Annotated in this window: 13 protein-coding genes; 8 read left to right on the plus strand and 5 right to left on the minus strand. The window is 66.2% G+C overall.

The window, feature by feature from the left end; all coding sequences use genetic code 11:
- Window positions 1–29 precede the first annotated feature (29 nt).
- On the minus strand, window positions 30–950 hold the full coding sequence (locus UNPA324_RS33225; protein ID WP_128919956.1) for a LysR substrate-binding domain-containing protein: 921 nt from the start codon (window positions 948–950) through the stop codon (window positions 30–32).
- Window positions 951–1075: 125 nt separating this feature from the next.
- On the opposite strand from UNPA324_RS33225, the gene UNPA324_RS33230 reads away from it, so the two are divergent.
- The 4 genes from UNPA324_RS33230 to mdlC all read left to right on the plus strand — a co-directional run bounded on the left by UNPA324_RS33230 (window position 1076) and on the right by mdlC (window position 5990).
- Window positions 1076–2245, plus strand: coding sequence for an acyl-CoA dehydrogenase family protein (locus UNPA324_RS33230; RefSeq protein WP_128919957.1), 1170 nt, complete (start codon window positions 1076–1078; stop codon window positions 2243–2245).
- Window positions 2246–2254: 9 nt separating this feature from the next.
- On the plus strand, window positions 2255–3358 hold the full coding sequence (locus UNPA324_RS33235; RefSeq protein WP_128919958.1) for a CaiB/BaiF CoA transferase family protein: 1104 nt from the start codon (window positions 2255–2257) through the stop codon (window positions 3356–3358).
- A 15-nt stretch (window positions 3359–3373) separates the two neighbouring features.
- The gene (locus tag UNPA324_RS33240; protein ID WP_128919959.1) at window positions 3374–4225 is read left to right on the plus strand and encodes an HTD2 family dehydratase; all 852 of its coding nucleotides are present in this window, start codon (window positions 3374–3376) and stop codon (window positions 4223–4225) included.
- A 142-nt stretch (window positions 4226–4367) separates the two neighbouring features.
- Window positions 4368–5990 carry a benzoylformate decarboxylase gene (gene mdlC / locus UNPA324_RS33245; RefSeq protein ID WP_141938253.1) on the plus strand — a complete coding sequence of 541 codons (1623 nt, stop codon included), beginning with the start codon at window positions 4368–4370 and terminating at the stop codon, window positions 5988–5990.
- A 123-nt stretch (window positions 5991–6113) separates the two neighbouring features.
- Here mdlC and UNPA324_RS33250 read toward each other — a convergent pair whose 3' ends face one another.
- Window positions 6114–6890: an SDR family NAD(P)-dependent oxidoreductase gene (locus tag UNPA324_RS33250; RefSeq protein ID WP_141938256.1), complete on the minus strand. Its 777-nt coding sequence runs from the start codon at window positions 6888–6890 to the stop codon at window positions 6114–6116.
- 75 nt (window positions 6891–6965) lie between these two features.
- On the opposite strand from UNPA324_RS33250, the gene UNPA324_RS33255 reads away from it, so the two are divergent.
- Complete coding sequence (locus UNPA324_RS33255; RefSeq protein ID WP_181769608.1) at window positions 6966–7421, plus strand: MarR family winged helix-turn-helix transcriptional regulator; 456 nt, start codon at window positions 6966–6968, stop codon at window positions 7419–7421.
- 79 nt (window positions 7422–7500) lie between these two features.
- Here the strand turns inward: UNPA324_RS33255 and UNPA324_RS33260 are convergent, their stop codons facing one another.
- The gene (locus UNPA324_RS33260) at window positions 7501–8295 is read right to left on the minus strand and encodes an SDR family oxidoreductase (RefSeq protein ID WP_141938260.1); all 795 of its coding nucleotides are present in this window, start codon (window positions 8293–8295) and stop codon (window positions 7501–7503) included.
- A gap of 41 nt (window positions 8296–8336) precedes the next feature.
- Window positions 8337–9032, minus strand: coding sequence for a PAQR family membrane homeostasis protein TrhA (trhA, locus tag UNPA324_RS33265; RefSeq protein WP_141938263.1), 696 nt, complete (start codon window positions 9030–9032; stop codon window positions 8337–8339).
- A 180-nt stretch (window positions 9033–9212) separates the two neighbouring features.
- Here trhA and UNPA324_RS33270 point away from each other — a divergent pair, with 180 nt between their 5' ends.
- A complete protein-coding gene (locus UNPA324_RS33270) occupies window positions 9213–10682 on the plus strand; it encodes a YcjX family GTP-binding protein (protein WP_141938265.1) in 1470 nt (489 codons plus the stop codon).
- Window positions 10679–11707, plus strand: a complete 1029-nt coding sequence (locus tag UNPA324_RS33275; protein WP_128919966.1) for a YcjF family protein — start codon at window positions 10679–10681, stop codon at window positions 11705–11707. Before UNPA324_RS33270 ends, UNPA324_RS33275 begins: the two co-directional genes overlap by 4 nt.
- A 217-nt stretch (window positions 11708–11924) precedes the next feature.
- Here UNPA324_RS33275 and UNPA324_RS33280 read toward each other — a convergent pair whose 3' ends face one another.
- Window positions 11925–13430, minus strand: coding sequence for a glycosyltransferase family 39 protein (locus tag UNPA324_RS33280; RefSeq protein ID WP_181769701.1), 1506 nt, complete (start codon window positions 13428–13430; stop codon window positions 11925–11927).
- 401 nt (window positions 13431–13831) lie between these two features.
- Here UNPA324_RS33280 and UNPA324_RS33285 point away from each other — a divergent pair, with 401 nt between their 5' ends.
- Window positions 13832–15565, plus strand: a complete 1734-nt coding sequence (locus UNPA324_RS33285; protein WP_141938269.1) for an adenylate/guanylate cyclase domain-containing protein — start codon at window positions 13832–13834, stop codon at window positions 15563–15565.
- The last annotated feature ends 116 nt before the right edge of the window (window positions 15566–15681 follow it).

Consider the following 15681-nt stretch of genomic DNA (forward strand, 5'->3'; position numbering starts at 1 on the left):
CGCCTGACTGTTCTACGACATCGGCACATCTAACTCAATTTGATGTCCCACACGCCGTCCTTGCGGCAGGCGGCGACTTCCTCGCGCAGGAGGGCCGTGACGGCCAGCGAAGCCGTCGAGACCGGCCGGTCGATCGGAGAAGCGAAAATGAGCTCGCGCGTCATCGGCTTCGAGACAACACTGGTTTCCAGCCGCCCCTCCGCGACCTCGCCATGGACCGACGAGGGCGGCAGCAGCGCGAAGCCGAGCCCCTCCTCGACCAGGCTCGTGAGCACGCGGAACGAGTCCGCCTCGAGCTGGACGTTGAGCTTGATCTTGCGCTGGGCGGCCGCGTGCTCGATCAGCGCGCGGAGACCGTGGGAATGACTGGGCAGCACCAGCCGCTGCCGCAGCAGCCAGCCGACGTCGATGCTCTTCTTGCGTGCGAGGCCGCAGCCGCGCGGGCCGACCGCGACGATGTTGTCTCGCCCCAGGCTCTGCACGTTGAGATGCAGATCGGCGGAGCGGCCGTAGAGGATGGCGAGGTCCATCTCGCCGCGATGCAGCCATTCGACCAGATGGCCGCTGTAGCTCTCGACGATGCGCAACGAGATGCCGGGAAACTTTTCGACGCAGCGCCGCGCAAAGCGCGCCGACAGCACGCAACTCACCGTCGGAACGAGGCCGAGCACGACCTGCCCGGACGGCGGCCCCTGGGACGACTGGATGTCGTCGCGAATCTGGTCGATCTGCCGCACGATGCCGGAGGTGCGCGCCAGCAGCAGCCGACCGGCTTCGGTCAGAACCATGCCGCGGCCGTTGCGGGTGAAGAGTTCAGTGCGCAGCTCGTGTTCCAGCAGCTTGATCTGCCTGGAGAGCGCCGGCTGCGCCACCCGCAACGTGTCGGACGCCTTGGAGAGACTGCCGAGCTCCGCCACGCAACTGAAGGTCCTGAGCTGCCGGAAATCCATGCTTGCCAATCCTGGAAGGCTACTTCATACGCTATAACAAATGAGCATAGGGGGCTGGCATTGTTTTCACAACGCCAGAGGATTGGCCGGCGTTATCTTAACTGTCGCCAAGAACTGGAAACGCCATGAGTCAAGAACACCACACCGAAGATTACGCCGACATCCGCGAAGCCGTCGCAAAGCTCTGCGCGCAGTTTCCCGGCGAATATTGGCGCAAGCTCGATCGCGAGATGGCCTACCCGAAGGCCTTCGTCGACGCATTGACCCAGGCCGGCTATCTCTCCGTGCTGATCCCCGAGGAATATGGCGGTGCGGGCCTGAAGCTGTCGGCTGCGGCGGCGATCCTGGAAGAGATCCAGCGCGCGGGCTGCAACGGCGGCGGCTGCCATGCCCAGATGTACACGATGGGTACCGTGCTGCGGCACGGCAACGCCGAGCAGAAGGCGAAATATCTGCCGAAGATCGCGAGCGGCGAATTGCGCCTGCAGGCCTTCGGCGTCACCGAGCCGACCAGCGGCACCGACACCTCCTCGCTGAAGACGTTCGCGCGCAAGGAGGGCAACGACAGCTACATCGTCAACGGCCAGAAGATCTGGACCAGCCGCGCCGAGCATTCCGACCTGATGGTGCTGCTGGCGCGCACCACGCCGAAGGAACAGGTCAAGAAGCGCACCGATGGCCTTTCGGTGTTCATCGTCGATATGCGCGAGGCCAAGAACAACGGCCTCGAGATCCGCCCGATCCGCACCATGATGAACCACGCCACCACCGAAGTGTTCTTTACCGACATGAAGGTGCCGGCGGAGAACCTGATCGGCGAGGAAGGCAAGGGCTTTCGCTACATCCTCTCCGGCATGAATGCCGAGCGCATCCTGATCGCCGCCGAATGCGTCGGCGACGCCAAATGGTTCATCGCCAAGGCGACGAACTACGCCAAGGACCGCACCGTGTTCGGCCGGCCGATCGGCCAGAACCAGGGCATCCAGTTCCCAATCGCCAAGGCCTACGCCTCGATGCGCGCGGCCGAGCTGATGGTGAAGGAGGCCACGCGCAAATACGAGGCCGGGCTCGACTGCGGCGCAGAGGCCAACATGGCCAAGATGCTCGCCGCCGACGCCTCATGGGAAGCGGCCAACGCCTGCATCCAGACCCATGGCGGCTTCGGCTTCGCCGAGGAATACGACGTCGAGCGCAAGTTCCGCGAGACGCGGCTCTACCAGGTGGCGCCGATCTCGACCAACCTCGTGCTGTCCTTTGTCGCCGAGCATGTGCTCGGCATGCCCCGCTCGTACTGAGGTTGGGCCATGGGAGCACTGGACGGGATCAGGGTGATTGCGGTCGAGCAGGCGGTCGCGGCGCCGTTCTGCTCCTCGCGGCTGGCGGATGCCGGCGCCGAGGTGATCAAGATCGAACGGCCCGAGGGTGATTTCGCCCGCGGCTATGACGCAGCGGCCAAGGGGCAGAGCAGCTATTTCGTCTGGCTCAACCGCGGCAAGCAATCCGCCGTGGTCGATCTCACGACGAAGGAAGGCCGCGCCGAGCTGGAGAAGCTGATCGCCAGCGCCGACGTGCTGATCCAGAACCTCAAGCCGGGCTCGATGGACAAGCTCGGCTTTTCGCGCGAGCGGCTGCTGAGGGACTATCCCAAGCTGATCTCCTGCACCATCACCGGCTATGGCGACGAAGGCCCCTACGCGCACCGCAAGGCTTATGATCTGCTGATCCAGGCCGAGAGCGGGCTTGCCTCGATCACCGGCAACCCCGATGGCGCCTCGCGCGTCGGCATGTCGATCGTGGACGTCGCCACCGGCGCGACCGCGCATGCGGCGATCCTGGAGGCGTTGATCGCGCGCGGGCGCACCAGCAAGGGCGCCGACATCCGCATCTCCATGTTCGACGTGATGGCGGACTGGTGCACCGTGCCGCTGCTCAACTCCGAGGCCGGCAATCCGCCCAAGCGCATGGGCCTGCGCCATCCCTCGATCGCGCCCTATGGCGTGTTCACCTCGAAGGACGGCAAGGACATTTTGATCTCGATCCAGAGCGAGCGCGAGTGGAAGACGCTGTGCGCGAAGGTGCTCGATCAGCCCGATTTGCCGGCCGATCCGCGCGTCGCCAACATGGTCGAGCGCGTGCGCAACCGCGACTTCACCGACAAGACGGTCGCGGACAGCTTCGGCAGGATGACGCGCGACGAGCTCTTGAAGCGGCTGTCGGACGCCGACATCGCCTTCGCCGAGGTCAACACCATGGCCGACCTCACCAACCATCCGCATCTGCGCCGCATCGAGGTGGACACGCCGAACGGCCGTGTCAGCTATCCCGCGCCGGCGCCGATCATCGTCGGCGAGACGCGCAGCTATGGCGCCGTGCCCGCGATCGGCGAAAAGCCAAAGTCCAAGACGTAACAAGAGCGAGGCGTCATGACCGAGAAGCTCGACATCGATCACTTGCGGCAATGGGTCGGCCGCAGCACGGAGGCGACCGACATCGTCACCGCGCAGCTCGTGATGGGCCTGCGCGCGACGCTGTTCCAGGAGGTCGGCGAGCCCAAGAAGGGGGACGCCGCGCCGTTCACGGTGCATTGGTGCCTGGCGCAGCCTGTGTTTCCGATGTCGATGCTCGGGCCTGATGGCCATCCGACCCGCGGCGGCTTCCTGCCGCCGGTGCCGCTGCCGCGCCGGATGTGGGCCGGCGGCGAGATCGAGTTCCTACAGCCGCTGCAGGTTGGCGATGAATCGACACGGACCTCGCGCATCGCCAATGTGCAGGTGAAGACGGGATCGACCGGCACGCTGTGCTTCGTCTCGGTCGAGCACAGCATCTCCTCGCCGCGCGGCACCGCCATCCGCGAGCGGCAGGACATCGTCTATCGCGAGATGACCAGCAGCGCGCCGGCGAGCGCCAAGGCTCCGCCTCCACCGCCGAAGGCGCAGCACCGCGAGACCCATGTCTCCGATCCCGTGCTGCTGTTCCGCTACTCCGCACTCACGTTCAACGGCCACCGCATCCATTACGACCGCGACTACGTCACCAAGGTCGAGGGTTATCCTGGCCTGATCTTCCACGGTCCGTTGCAGGCGGCGCTGATCATCGAGATGGCGGCGAAGCTCCATGGCGGCAAGGCGCCGAAAAAGTTCACCTATCGCGGGCTGCAGCCGCTGTTCGAAGGCAGCGAGTTCTCGGTCAACGCCAATGAGACCGCTGATGGCATGGAGCTGTGGACTGCGAACGCGGAGGGACAGCCGACGATGAAGGGGACGGCGGTGTGGTGAACGACTGCCTCCTCCTCGTCATTGCGAGCGTAGCGAAGCAATCCAGAATCCCTCCGCAGTGTCTGGATTGCTTCGTCGCAAGAGCTCCTCGCAATGACGGTGGGGCTGATAGCGCGCCAGTCAACAACAAGGGACGGAAACCATGGCCAAGAACGGCAAGACCGGCAGCAAGTCCGTCACCGTGAAGCAGGCGACGCTCGACCTCTTGCGCGCCTTCGGCATCACAAAAGTGTTCGGCAATCCCGGCTCGACCGAGCTGCCGTTCCTTTCCGACTGGCCCGACGACATCGACTACGTACTGGCGCTGCAGGAGGCTTCCGCCGTCGGCATGGCCGATGGTTATGCGCAAGCGACGCGCAATGCCGGCTTCGTCAATCTGCATTCGGCGGCCGGTGTCGGCAACGCGCTCGGCAACATCTACACCGCGCACCGCAACCAGACCCCGCTGGTGATCACCGCCGGCCAGCAGGCGCGCTCGATCCTGCCGCTGCAGGCGTTCCTCTACGCCGAGCGCGCCTCCGAGTTTCCGCGGCCCTACGTCAAATACAGCATCGAGCCGGCGCGGCCCGAAGACGTGCCGGCCGCGATCGCGCGGGCCTATTACACCGCGATGCAGCCGCCATGCGGGCCGACCTTCGTGTCGATCCCGATCGACGACTGGGCGCATGCCTGCGCGCCGGTCGAGGCGCGGAAAGTGAGCCGGGAGATCGGCCCCGAGCCTGACGCGATGAAGGCGCTGGTCGCCGCGCTCGCCAGCGCAAAGCACCCCGCCCTCGTCGTTGGCCCCGGAATCGACCGCGCCGGCGCGGTGGATCTGATGGTGCGCGTGGCCGAGAAGGCCAAGGCCAGCGTCTGGGTCAGCCCGTTCTCGGCGCGCTGCTCGTTTCCGGAGCGGCATCCGCAATTCGCAGGCTTCCTGCACGCATCGCCGGCGCAGCTCTCCGACGCGCTGCGCGAGCACGACCTCGTCGTCGTCATCGGCGCGCCCGTGTTCACCTTCCATGTCGAGGGCCATGCCGCGATCTTCGATGGTGGCGCGACGATCTTCCAGATCACGGACGATGCGGATGCGGCCGCGGTGACGCCGGTCGGCACCAGCATCATCGCCACGATGAAGCCGGCGCTGAGCCTGCTGCTCGAGCTGCTGCCGGAGAGCAAGCGCGGGGCGCCAAAGGGCCGCACGCTGCCGCCGGCGCCGCAGGCTGCCGACCCGCTGCCGGTCGAATTCCTGCTGCATTCGCTATCGCAGGCGATGCCGGAGGCCGCGTCACTGGTAGAGGAAGTGCCCTCGCATCGGCCGGCGATGCAGAAGTTTCTGCCGATGCCCGGCCAGGACAGTTTTTACACCATGGCGAGCGGCGGCCTCGGTTATTCGCTGCCTGCCGCCGTCGGCATGGCGCTCGGCAAGCCGAAGCAGCGCACGGTGTGCCTGATCGGCGACGGTTCGGCGATGTATTCGATCCAGGCGCTGTGGACCGCCGCGCAGCGCAAGTTGCCGCTGACCGTCGTCGTCATCAACAATTCCGGCTACGGCGCGATGCGCTCGTTCAGCCAGGTGATGCAGGTGCGCAACGTGCCCGGGCTGGAACTGCCGGGAATCGATTTCGTCCGGCTTGCCGAAGGCATGGGCTGCCATGCGGTGCGGGTGAGCAATGCCGCCGAGCTCGGCGAGGCGCTCAAGCGCGGGATGGCGCATGCAGGCACCAGCCTCGTCGAGGTCGTCGTGGATTCGGCAGTGCCGGTGCTGTACGGGCAGAAGCATTGATCTTGTCGCCCCTGCGAACGCAGGGGCCCATACCGCGTGATCTGTCGATAAGGCGCGGTATCGGTTATGGGTTCCCGCGTTCGCGGGGACGACACCGGTTGTTTTGGGCGACCGACCAACACATCACGACGCCAAAAATCCCCCATCCGCCGCCAGCACATGCCCAACCACGTAGGATGACGCATCCGACGACAGCCACACCACCGCCTCCGCCACCTCCTCCGGGCTCCCCATCCGCCGCAGCGGCAGGCCGGCGCTGACCGTCGCGACATCGCCGACGCCGGCGCGCAGCATCATGTCGGTAACGACACGGCCGGGCGCGACGGCGTTGACGCGGATACCGCGCGGGGCGTTCTCCAGCGCCACTGAGCGCGTCAGCGAGATCGCGGCGGCCTTGGAGGCCGAGTAGAGCGAAAAGCCGGGATTGGGATTGCGCATGCCGCTGACGGAGGCGTTGACCACGATGCTGCCGCGCCCCTGCGCCAGCATGACAGGCAATTGGTGGCGCAGGCACAGGAACAGCGCGCGGACATTGGTGTCGAACACGCTGTCATAGATATCGGTGCCCTGCTCTTGCAGCGGCGCCCGCCGCTCCTGGAAGCCGGCATTGTTGAAGGCGACGTCGAGCCGGCCGCAGCGCTCGACGGCCGTGCGGACCAGCCGTTCGACGTCATCCTCGCGCGTGATGTCGGCCTGGAGCGCGATGGCGTCCGTGCCGAGCTCACGGCACGACGCGGCGCTCGCCTCGATCTCGGCCTCGCGCCGGCCGGCAATCAGGATCGCCTCGGCGCCTTCGGACGCCATCCGAAGCGCCGTGGCGCGGCCAATGCCGCTGCCGCCACCGGTAATTAGGCAGACCTTGCCCTGCATTCGCATCCCCGTCGGCAAAGCTCCGCTCATCGCTCACTCCAAAACGCTTGCATGCGCCGCGTTGCGCATATAGTTGTATGATACAACTATATGCCGGGAGTCAAGATGGCTGAGCTCGCGCTGATCGACGACATTCGCGCCGCCTCGCGCCTGATGGTGCGCGAGCTCGGCTTCATGGATGCGACGGTGGCGGCCTCGGACTATCCGCCGTCGGCCGTGCACACCATCCTGGAGATCGGCATCCGCGGCCCGATGACCTCAGGCGAGCTCGGCGATTTCCTGCTTCTGGAGAAATCCAGCGTCAGCCGGCTGGTGCGCAAGCTGATCGATTGCGGCGAGCTGCGCGAGACGCCAGACGAGACGGATGCCCGCAGCAAGCGACTGTCGCTGACGGCAAAGGGCCGCCGCACGCTGGAGGCGCTGCACGCCTTCGGCCGGCAACAGGTCTGCGGCGCGCTGGCGGCGCTGACGGAAGCGGAGCAGCGCAAAGTGCGCGAGGGCATGATGCTCTATGCAAGTGCGCTCAGGCAGAGCCGGGTGGGGGATGAGGCGGCCGCCTAGTCACCGCTGTCGTCCCGGCGTTCGCCGGGACGACAGCGAGTGTTTGGCGCGGGCGTGCCTCAAGCGTGTCGCCCCCAGCCTACTTCCCGAACTCCTCGCGCATCCTGGCCTGGATCTTGGCCATGCCGCCGATCCAGCGATCGTAATTCTCAGTCTTCTTGCGCATGTAGCCGAGCACCTGGGGGTGCGGCAGGATCAGGAACGTCTCCTGCTCGAGGCCGGCGAGCACGTCTTTCGCCACCTGCTCGGGCGTCAGGTCCCCGTCGCCGGATTGCGGGCCTTTCGGGATCGAGCGCAGCATGTTGGTGTCGACGCCCTGCGGGCACAGGATCGAGACCTTGATGTTGTGGGCCTTGTGCGAAATCGCGAGATTCTCGGCAAAGCCGACCGCGGCGTGCTTGGTGGTCGAATAGGCCGGGCTGCCGACCTGCGACAAGAGGCCCGCGGCCGAGACGGTGTTGAGGAAGTAGCCGCCGCCGCGCGCCTTCATGCGCGGGACGAGATGCCGCGCCGCGTAGACATGGGCCATGACGTGGATCGCCCAGCTGCGCTGCCACGGCTCGTCGGAGGCGCCGCCGGCATTCTCCGACATCGGATCGAAGCCGCCGCCGATGCCGGCATTGGAGCAGAACAGGTCGATGGGGCCGAACTGCCGCTCGGTCTCCTCGATCACGTGCGAAATGTCCTTCTCCTGCGCGACGTCGCATTTGAAGGCCGCGCCATCCACCATGGCGGCAACCGCTCTTGCATTGGCGGCGTCCATATCCGCGACCACGACCTTGGCCGCGCCCGCGTTGTAAAACGCCTCGCACAGCGCCTTGCCGATGCCGTTTGCGCCGCCCGTGACGACCACCACCTTGCCGGTCACCTGCATGCGACGTCTCCTCTTGGCTTATACCGCTTCTTGAAGCTTGCTCAGCTCAACACGAGGTCGAGCACCGCGGTATAATGGCACGCCGCGCCGGCCAAGACAAAGCCGTGCCAGATCGCATTCTGGAAGCGCAGCCGCCGCCAGGCGTGGAAGATCACGCCAAAACTGTAGAGCAGGCCGCCGGCAAGGATGAAGCCCAGCACCAGCGCCGGCAACGCCTGGACCACGGCGTCGTAGAGCATCACGCCGCTCCAGCCCATCGCAAGATAGATCCCGACCGCGACGCGGTCGAAGCGGCCGGGGTAGAACAGCTTCAGTACGATGCCTAAGATGGCGATGCACCAGACGCCGGTGAGCAGCACCAGCGCGAACCCGCTGTCCTTCACCTCCAGGATGAATGGCGTGTAGGTCGCTGCGATCAGGAGATAGATCGCGGAATGGTCGAACCGGCGCAGCAGCCATTTGGCCGGCGACACCGGCCAGAGATTATAAGTCGCCGACAGCACCAGCATCGAGAGCAGGCCAGCCACATAGATCGAGACGCCGACGACGTCGGTCGCATCGGCATAGATCGTCGTCAGCACCACCAGCACGGTGGCCGCGACGATGCCGGCGAGGACGCCGATCGCGTGGACGATGCCGTCGGCGATGAGCTCGGCGCGGTCGTAGTTCCAGCCGATCGCATCGGCCGCGGCGTGAACGGAAGTCGATGCAAGCTGTTTCAGTTGGAAGACGGTCATGGCAATCCGCAAAATGAGGTAATGCCCTCTTCTATGGGTGTCTCGGGATCGGCGCGTCGTTCAATCGGCTGGTTCTCCGACAAAGGCGGTGGAAGTATGGAGCTTGATTTTCCTCACGCAATTGCCACTTTTGTGATCGGTCTCACATTTTTCGCCCGCCCAAGATCCCCCAACGTTCACATGGCATTTAGTTTCCAGGATATGGTCGAAGAAGCGCGGCTGTCCGCGCAGGCGCTGATCGACTATGGCGAGCACTTCTTCAACCCGACGGTGCGGTTAGGCGTTACCGGCCTGTCGCGGGCCGGCAAGACCGTGTTCATCACCGCGCTGATCCACGGCCTCACCCGCGGCGGCCGGTTTCCGGTGTTCGAAGCCCATGCCTCGGGCCGGATCGCGCGGGCGCTTCTGGCGCCGCAGCCCGACGATGCCGTGCCGCGCTTTGCCTATGAGAGCCATCTGCGCGCGCTGACCGAGGAGCGACGCTGGCCGAATTCGACCGTCGACATCAGCGAGCTCAGGCTCGTCGTCGACTATCAGCGCCACAACGGCGCCGACCGCACGCTGACGCTCGACATCGTGGACTATCCCGGCGAATGGCTGCTCGACCTGCCGTTGCTGCAGAAGAGTTTTGAACAATGGTCGGCCGAGAGCCTCGCCTTGTCGCGCGAGGCGCCGCGGGCGCATCTTGCGGGCGAATGGCACGCGCATCTCGCAATGCTCAAGCCCGACGCGCGCGAGGACGAGCAGGCAACGCTCACCGCCGCCAAGCTATTTACCGATTATTTGCGCGCCTGCCGCGACGAACGTTTCGCAATGAGCCTGTTGCCGCCCGGCCGCTTCCTGATGCCCGGCAATCTCGCCGGCTCCCCGGCGCTAACCTTTGCCCCGCTCGACGTGCCCATCGGCGGGCAGGCACCGGAGGGATCGCTGTGGGCGATGATGGTGCGGCGCTACGAGGCCTACAAGGACGTCGTGGTGCGGCCGTTCTTCAGAGATCACTTTGCCCGGCTCGATCGCCAGATCGTGCTGGCCGACGCGCTGTCCGCGTTCAACTCCGGGCCCGAGGCGCTGCACGATCTCGAAGCCGCGCTCGCCGGCATTCTCGATTGCTTCAACATCGGCCGCAGCACTCTGTTTTCCAGCCTGTTCCGGCCGCGCATCGACCGCATCCTGTTCGCGGCGACCAAGGCGGACCATCTGCATCATTCCAGCCACGATAGGCTCGAGGCCGTGCTGCGCCGCGCCGTCTCGGGTGCGGTCGCACGCGCGGAAACCACCGGCGCGGCCATCGACGTGGTGGCGCTGGCCGCGGTGCGTGCCACGCGAGAAGCGCAGGTCGCGCGCGGCCGCGACAAATTACCGTCGATCCTGGGAACACCGGCCGCGGGCGAAAGCGCAGGCGGCGAGTTCTTCGACGGCAACACGGAAGTGGCGACCTTTCCGGGCGACCTGCCCTTGGATCCCGAGCCGCTGTTCAACGGCCGTGATGCGTTCCGCGGCCTCTCCACCGAGACCCCTGGGACGAGCGATTTCCGCTTCCTGCGCTTCCGTCCGCCCGCCCTCGACCGCGAAGGCACCGAGCCGCCGACGCTGCCTCACATCCGCCTCGACCGTGCCTTGCAGTTCCTGATCGGAGACAAGCTCGCATGAACGACCGATCGAAGCCACGGCGGCCGGCGACGTTCCGGCTCGACGATCCCGGCGTCGTCGTTACCGAAGCCGACGAGACGGCACGGCTTGGCCGCGCCACCATCCAGATCACGCCGGAGCACGATCCGCAGGCGCTGCCGGTGCCGATCGAAGCTGCGCGGCCGGCGCGGCGCGGCTTTCCCTGGGGTGCGCTGTTCTGGTCCGGGCTCGCCGGGCTGACGCTGCTCGGCACAGGGCTCGGCGTGGTCCATCTGATCGAGGACCTGTTCGCGCGCAGCGACACGCTCGGTTTCGTCGGCCTTGCCTTGGCCTCCGTCACCGCGCTGGCGCTCGCCGTCGTGATCGGACGCGAGGCGTTCGGGCTCGCGCGTCTCGCAACCATCGAGAAGCTGCATCAACGCGCGGCGGCTGTGCTCGCCAGCGACGACCGCAAGGAAAGCCGCGTCATCGTGCAGGATCTCCTCAAGATCGCGCACCAGAACCCGCAACTGGCGCGCGCCCGTGCGACGCTGGAGAGCCATACCGGCGAGATCATTGACGGCGCCGACATGATCCGGCTCGCCGAGCGCGAGCTGATGTCACCGCTGGATGCAGAGGCGCGGCGCCTGGTGTCGTCGGCCGCGCAAAAAGTTTCGATCGTGACCGCGGTGAGCCCGCGCGCCGCGATCGACGTGCTGTTCGTGTTCGTCGCCGCACTGCGCCTGATCCGCCAGCTCGCGTTTCTCTATGGCGGCCGCCCGGGCGCGCTCGGCATGATCCGCCTGCTGCGTCACGTCATCGCCCACCTCGCCATCACCGGCGGCATGGCCGCGAGCGACAGCCTGGTGCAGCAGATGCTCGGCCATGGCATCGCGGCGAAGCTGTCGCAGCGGCTCGGCGAAGGCGTGCTCAATGGTTTGCTGACGGCGCGGCTGGGCCTCGCCGCGATCGACGTCACAAGGCCGCTCCCGTTCGCAGCCCTGCCGCCGCCGAAGCTGGCGGACCTCGCGACGGATCTGCTGCGGAAGAAGGACGACGAGGGGTAGTTTCTTCGCCTCTCCCCGCAAGCGGGCAGAGGGAGAAGCCGCAGGGAAGGCGCACTTGCGCCGTGCCCACCACTGATCCACCAGCACTCGACAGAAGTGGTGGGCACGTTTCGCTTTGCCCACCCTACGATACTGAATGTGTGGAGAGAGACCCCTCATCCGGCGCTTCGCGCCACCTTCTCCCGCAAGGGGAGAAGGGAAAGAGGAGCCTGCCGCGCTAGCCGAGGATACGCCTCTCGAACTCCCCCGCCAGCACCTTCCACTGGAACAGCGGCGAGTCTTTCGGCGGCGACAGTTCCGGGGTCCAGCCAGAGAGCTTTTCGATCGCGTAGGTATCCATCACGAGCCCGCGCCAGCGGCGTTCGACCGTGGCGAGCTGTTCGCGCTTCGCCGGAATGTTCTCCCACAGCGAGGACCGATTGTCCGGCTCGCGCCCGACATAGATGCCGGAATGGCCCTTGATCCGGTCCATGCCGGGATCGGCAAAATCCTGGAAGCGGCCGCGTTCGTTGATCTCGATGACGGGCACGCGGCCCCTGAACAGCCAGCGCATCATAGCGTAGGTGCGGTAATCCGTGGTGGCGATCCAGGTCGCACCGGTCTCGTCGAGCGCAGCCTGCGCGCGTGCGGCGACCTGCTCATAGCCGGCCTCGGCGCCGATGGGGTCGATCTTGCCGAGCAGATTCCAGGGCACGACGACGTAATAGAGGAACACGATGACGACGAAGGCGATGCCGGAGACGATTGCAGTCCTGGCCCAGAACACCGACGATCTCAGCATGCGCGCCGACCAACCCTCCTTCAGCATCGTCGCGAGATTCACGGCCGCAGCCGCGAAGCCGACCGGCCACATGAACATCGGCCAGGTGTCGCCGACCCGGAGCGTCGTCGACTTGAAGAGAAAATAGGCGAACGGCACCAGCACTGCGGTCGACAATAGGATCGCAACCGGCTCGCGCGTGCGATAGCCGCGCCATGCCGTCAGCACCAGGCCGGTCAGCACCACTGGCAGCATGACGAAGCCGACCAGGCCGAATTGCAGGCCGATGTAATCGCCGAGCGTTCGCAGCGAGATGCCGTAATTGGCGGTGGCGCGCACGCCCTGGAAGCGAAACGAGGCCCAGTCGTGCTGCACATTCCAGATCAGCACCGGCGAGAACACCAGGATCGCAACCAGCACCGCGAGATAAGGATAGGGGCTGCGCAGCCAGCGCCAGCGCCAATCCGGCACCAGCAGAAAGGCGGCGACCGCCGGCGCGAACATGATCGCGGTGAATTTCGACAGCATCGAGAGACCGGCGAACAGGCCGGCTGCCAGCCACCAACGTCCGTCGCTGCTCTGCGCCAGCCGCACCAGCGACCACATCATTGCCACCGCGACCGGGATCATGGCGACATCGGGCGCGACCTTGGCCATCAGCAGGCCGTAATAGAGCGCAGCTTCCGGCATCAGCACCGCAAACACGACCGCCCGCACATCATGGGTGAGGCGGCGGACGATGTCGGCGAGCAGCAGCTGCGTCAGCAGCATCGCGACGATGCCACCAAGGCGCACACCGAGCGGCGTGTCGCCGAAGATCGCGGTCCCGAAGCGGATCAGCCAGGCGATGGCCGGAGGATGATCGAGGAAGCTGAGCGCGCTCTCCTTGGACCAAGTCCAGTAATAGGCCTCGTCGGTGCGCAGCTCGATCGCGGAGGCGTAGACGATGCGGAGCAGCGTCATCGCGGCGATGACGAGCAGGGCAACTGGGATGAGACGGCGTTCGGAGCCGCCGGGCTTCACAGAGATATCGGGAGCGATCGTCACGGCCGCGCTTTTCGCCAACCTGGAAGTGGGAGTCAATGCGGGGAGTGGCGTCGCAAACACCGCTGTCGTCCCCGGCAAGCGTAAGCGCAGACCCGGGACCCATAACCACAGGAAGGAGTTTGGCGCTGACTCGGAGTTGCCGGCTCGCCCATCGCCACTCCCTGGGTCCCGGATCTGCGCGCGCCTGACGGCGCGCTTGTCCGGGGCGACGGTGGGGTGTGAGGCGCTTTCCCAGGCATGTGATCCCACAACCTGTCCACATCGGGAATTAAACGCTACGCTGGCTGTTCTCCGTGGTGAACTGATACAAGCAAATCATGGCCACCGCTGCTGCACACATCTCCGAATTCGTCCGCGCGACCAGCGTGCGGCAGGTGCGCCTTGTCTGCGGCCTGATCCTGTTCTCTTATGTGGTTAGCCATTTCCTCAACCATGCGCTCGGCAATATCTCGGTCGAGGCCATGGAGGCCGGGGTCTATTATCACATCGCCTTCTGGCGGTTCCTCCCCGTCGCGATCCTCTTTTACACGGCGGCGCTCACGCATATGGGGCTCGGCGTCTACGCGCTGTATCAGCGCCGACAGTTCCGCTGGCGGACGATCGAGCCGCTTCAGCTCGTGCTGGGGCTGAGCGTCCCTGCATTGGTCATGGGGCATGTGATCGGCGTGCGGCTCGGCCAGACGCTGTACGAACACGAGAAGCTCTATCCGCAGGAGCTGTATCTGTTCTTCGTCGCATCACCCGGCCGGCTCTGGCAAATGACGATCCTGCTTCTCATTGCCTGGGTACACGGCTGCATCGGCATCTTCTTCTGGCTGCGCCTCAAGCCCTTCTTCCCGCGCGCCGCCCCCTATCTGCTCGCCGCCGCCGTGCTGATCCCGACGCTGGCGCTGCTCGGCATCTACCAGGGCGGCCGCAGCGTCGCGTTCGAAGCCGATGACGGGGAATGGCGCACGCACAATCTCACCCCCCGCCAGGTCGGCACGACGGCCGAGGCGGCGACGCTCGATCGCATCACCGGCGGCTTCACCATCACCTATTTCGGGCTGCTGGGCCTGGCGCTGGCGGCGCGCGGCGTGCGGGCATGGCGCGAGCGGCGCGGCGGCATGATCGCGCTGTCCTACGGCAACGGCAAGACGGTGCGGGTTCCCAAGGGCCTCTCCGTTCTGGAAGCGAGCCTGCGGCACAATATGCCGCATGCCAGCGTCTGCGGCGGCCGCGCCCGCTGCTCGACCTGCCGCATCCGCATCATCGGCGATCACGCCACCCTGCCCGAGCCGTCGCAGCGCGAGGCCTTCGTGCTCACCCGCGTCGGCACCAACGACCCCTCGATCAGGCTGGCCTGCCAGTTGCGGCCGACGTCCGACCTCTCGTTCTTCCAGCTCTTTACCCCGCAAACGTCGGCGGCGAGCGCGCATGCCTCGGCGCCGGCGAGCATCGGCCAGGAACGCTATCTCGTCAGCCTGTTCGTGGACATGCGCGGCTCGACGCAGCTCGCCGAGAAGCGGCTGCCGTTCGACACCGTGTTCATCGTCAACCGCTTCCTCGGCGCGGTGTCGCAGGCCGTCATCGAGAATGGCGGCCAGCCGAACCAGTTCGTCGGCGACGGCATGCTGGCGCTATTCGGGCTCACGGCCGATCCGCAAACCGCCTGCCGGCAGGCGCTGAAGGCGGCAAGCAGCATCGCCACCCATATCGACGAGCTGAACCAGCTCTTGAGCCATGATCTTCGCCAGCCGATCCGCTTCGGCATCGGCATTCACGGCGGCGAGGTCATCATCGGCGACATCGGCTATCGCGATCACATCGTCTTCACGGCGCTGGGCGATGCCGTCAACGTCTCCGCCCGCCTCCAGGACATGACCAAGACGCTGGCCTGCGAGGCGATCGTCTCGGACGAGATCCGCCGCAGCGCGGGCCTCGCCGACGATGCGCTGCCACAACAGGAGGTCGCGATCCGCGGCCGCGACGAGCCGATGGCGGTGCGGGTGGTGACGGATGCGCGGGAGCTGGCGGCGCTGGTCGACCGCAGCGAGCGGGTCGCGGCGTAAAGTGCGAGTGGCAAGATCGATGCTCTCTCTCCCCCACTTGCGGGCAGGGTTGGGGAGAGGGTGTTTCCCCAACGGGACAATCCCCTAGAGGAGAAAACCCTCACCCGGCACGCGGG

It is taken from the genome of Bradyrhizobium sp. UNPA324 (assembly GCF_006658635.1).
Taxonomy (GTDB): Bacteria; Pseudomonadota; Alphaproteobacteria; order Rhizobiales; family Xanthobacteraceae; genus Bradyrhizobium; species Bradyrhizobium nanningense.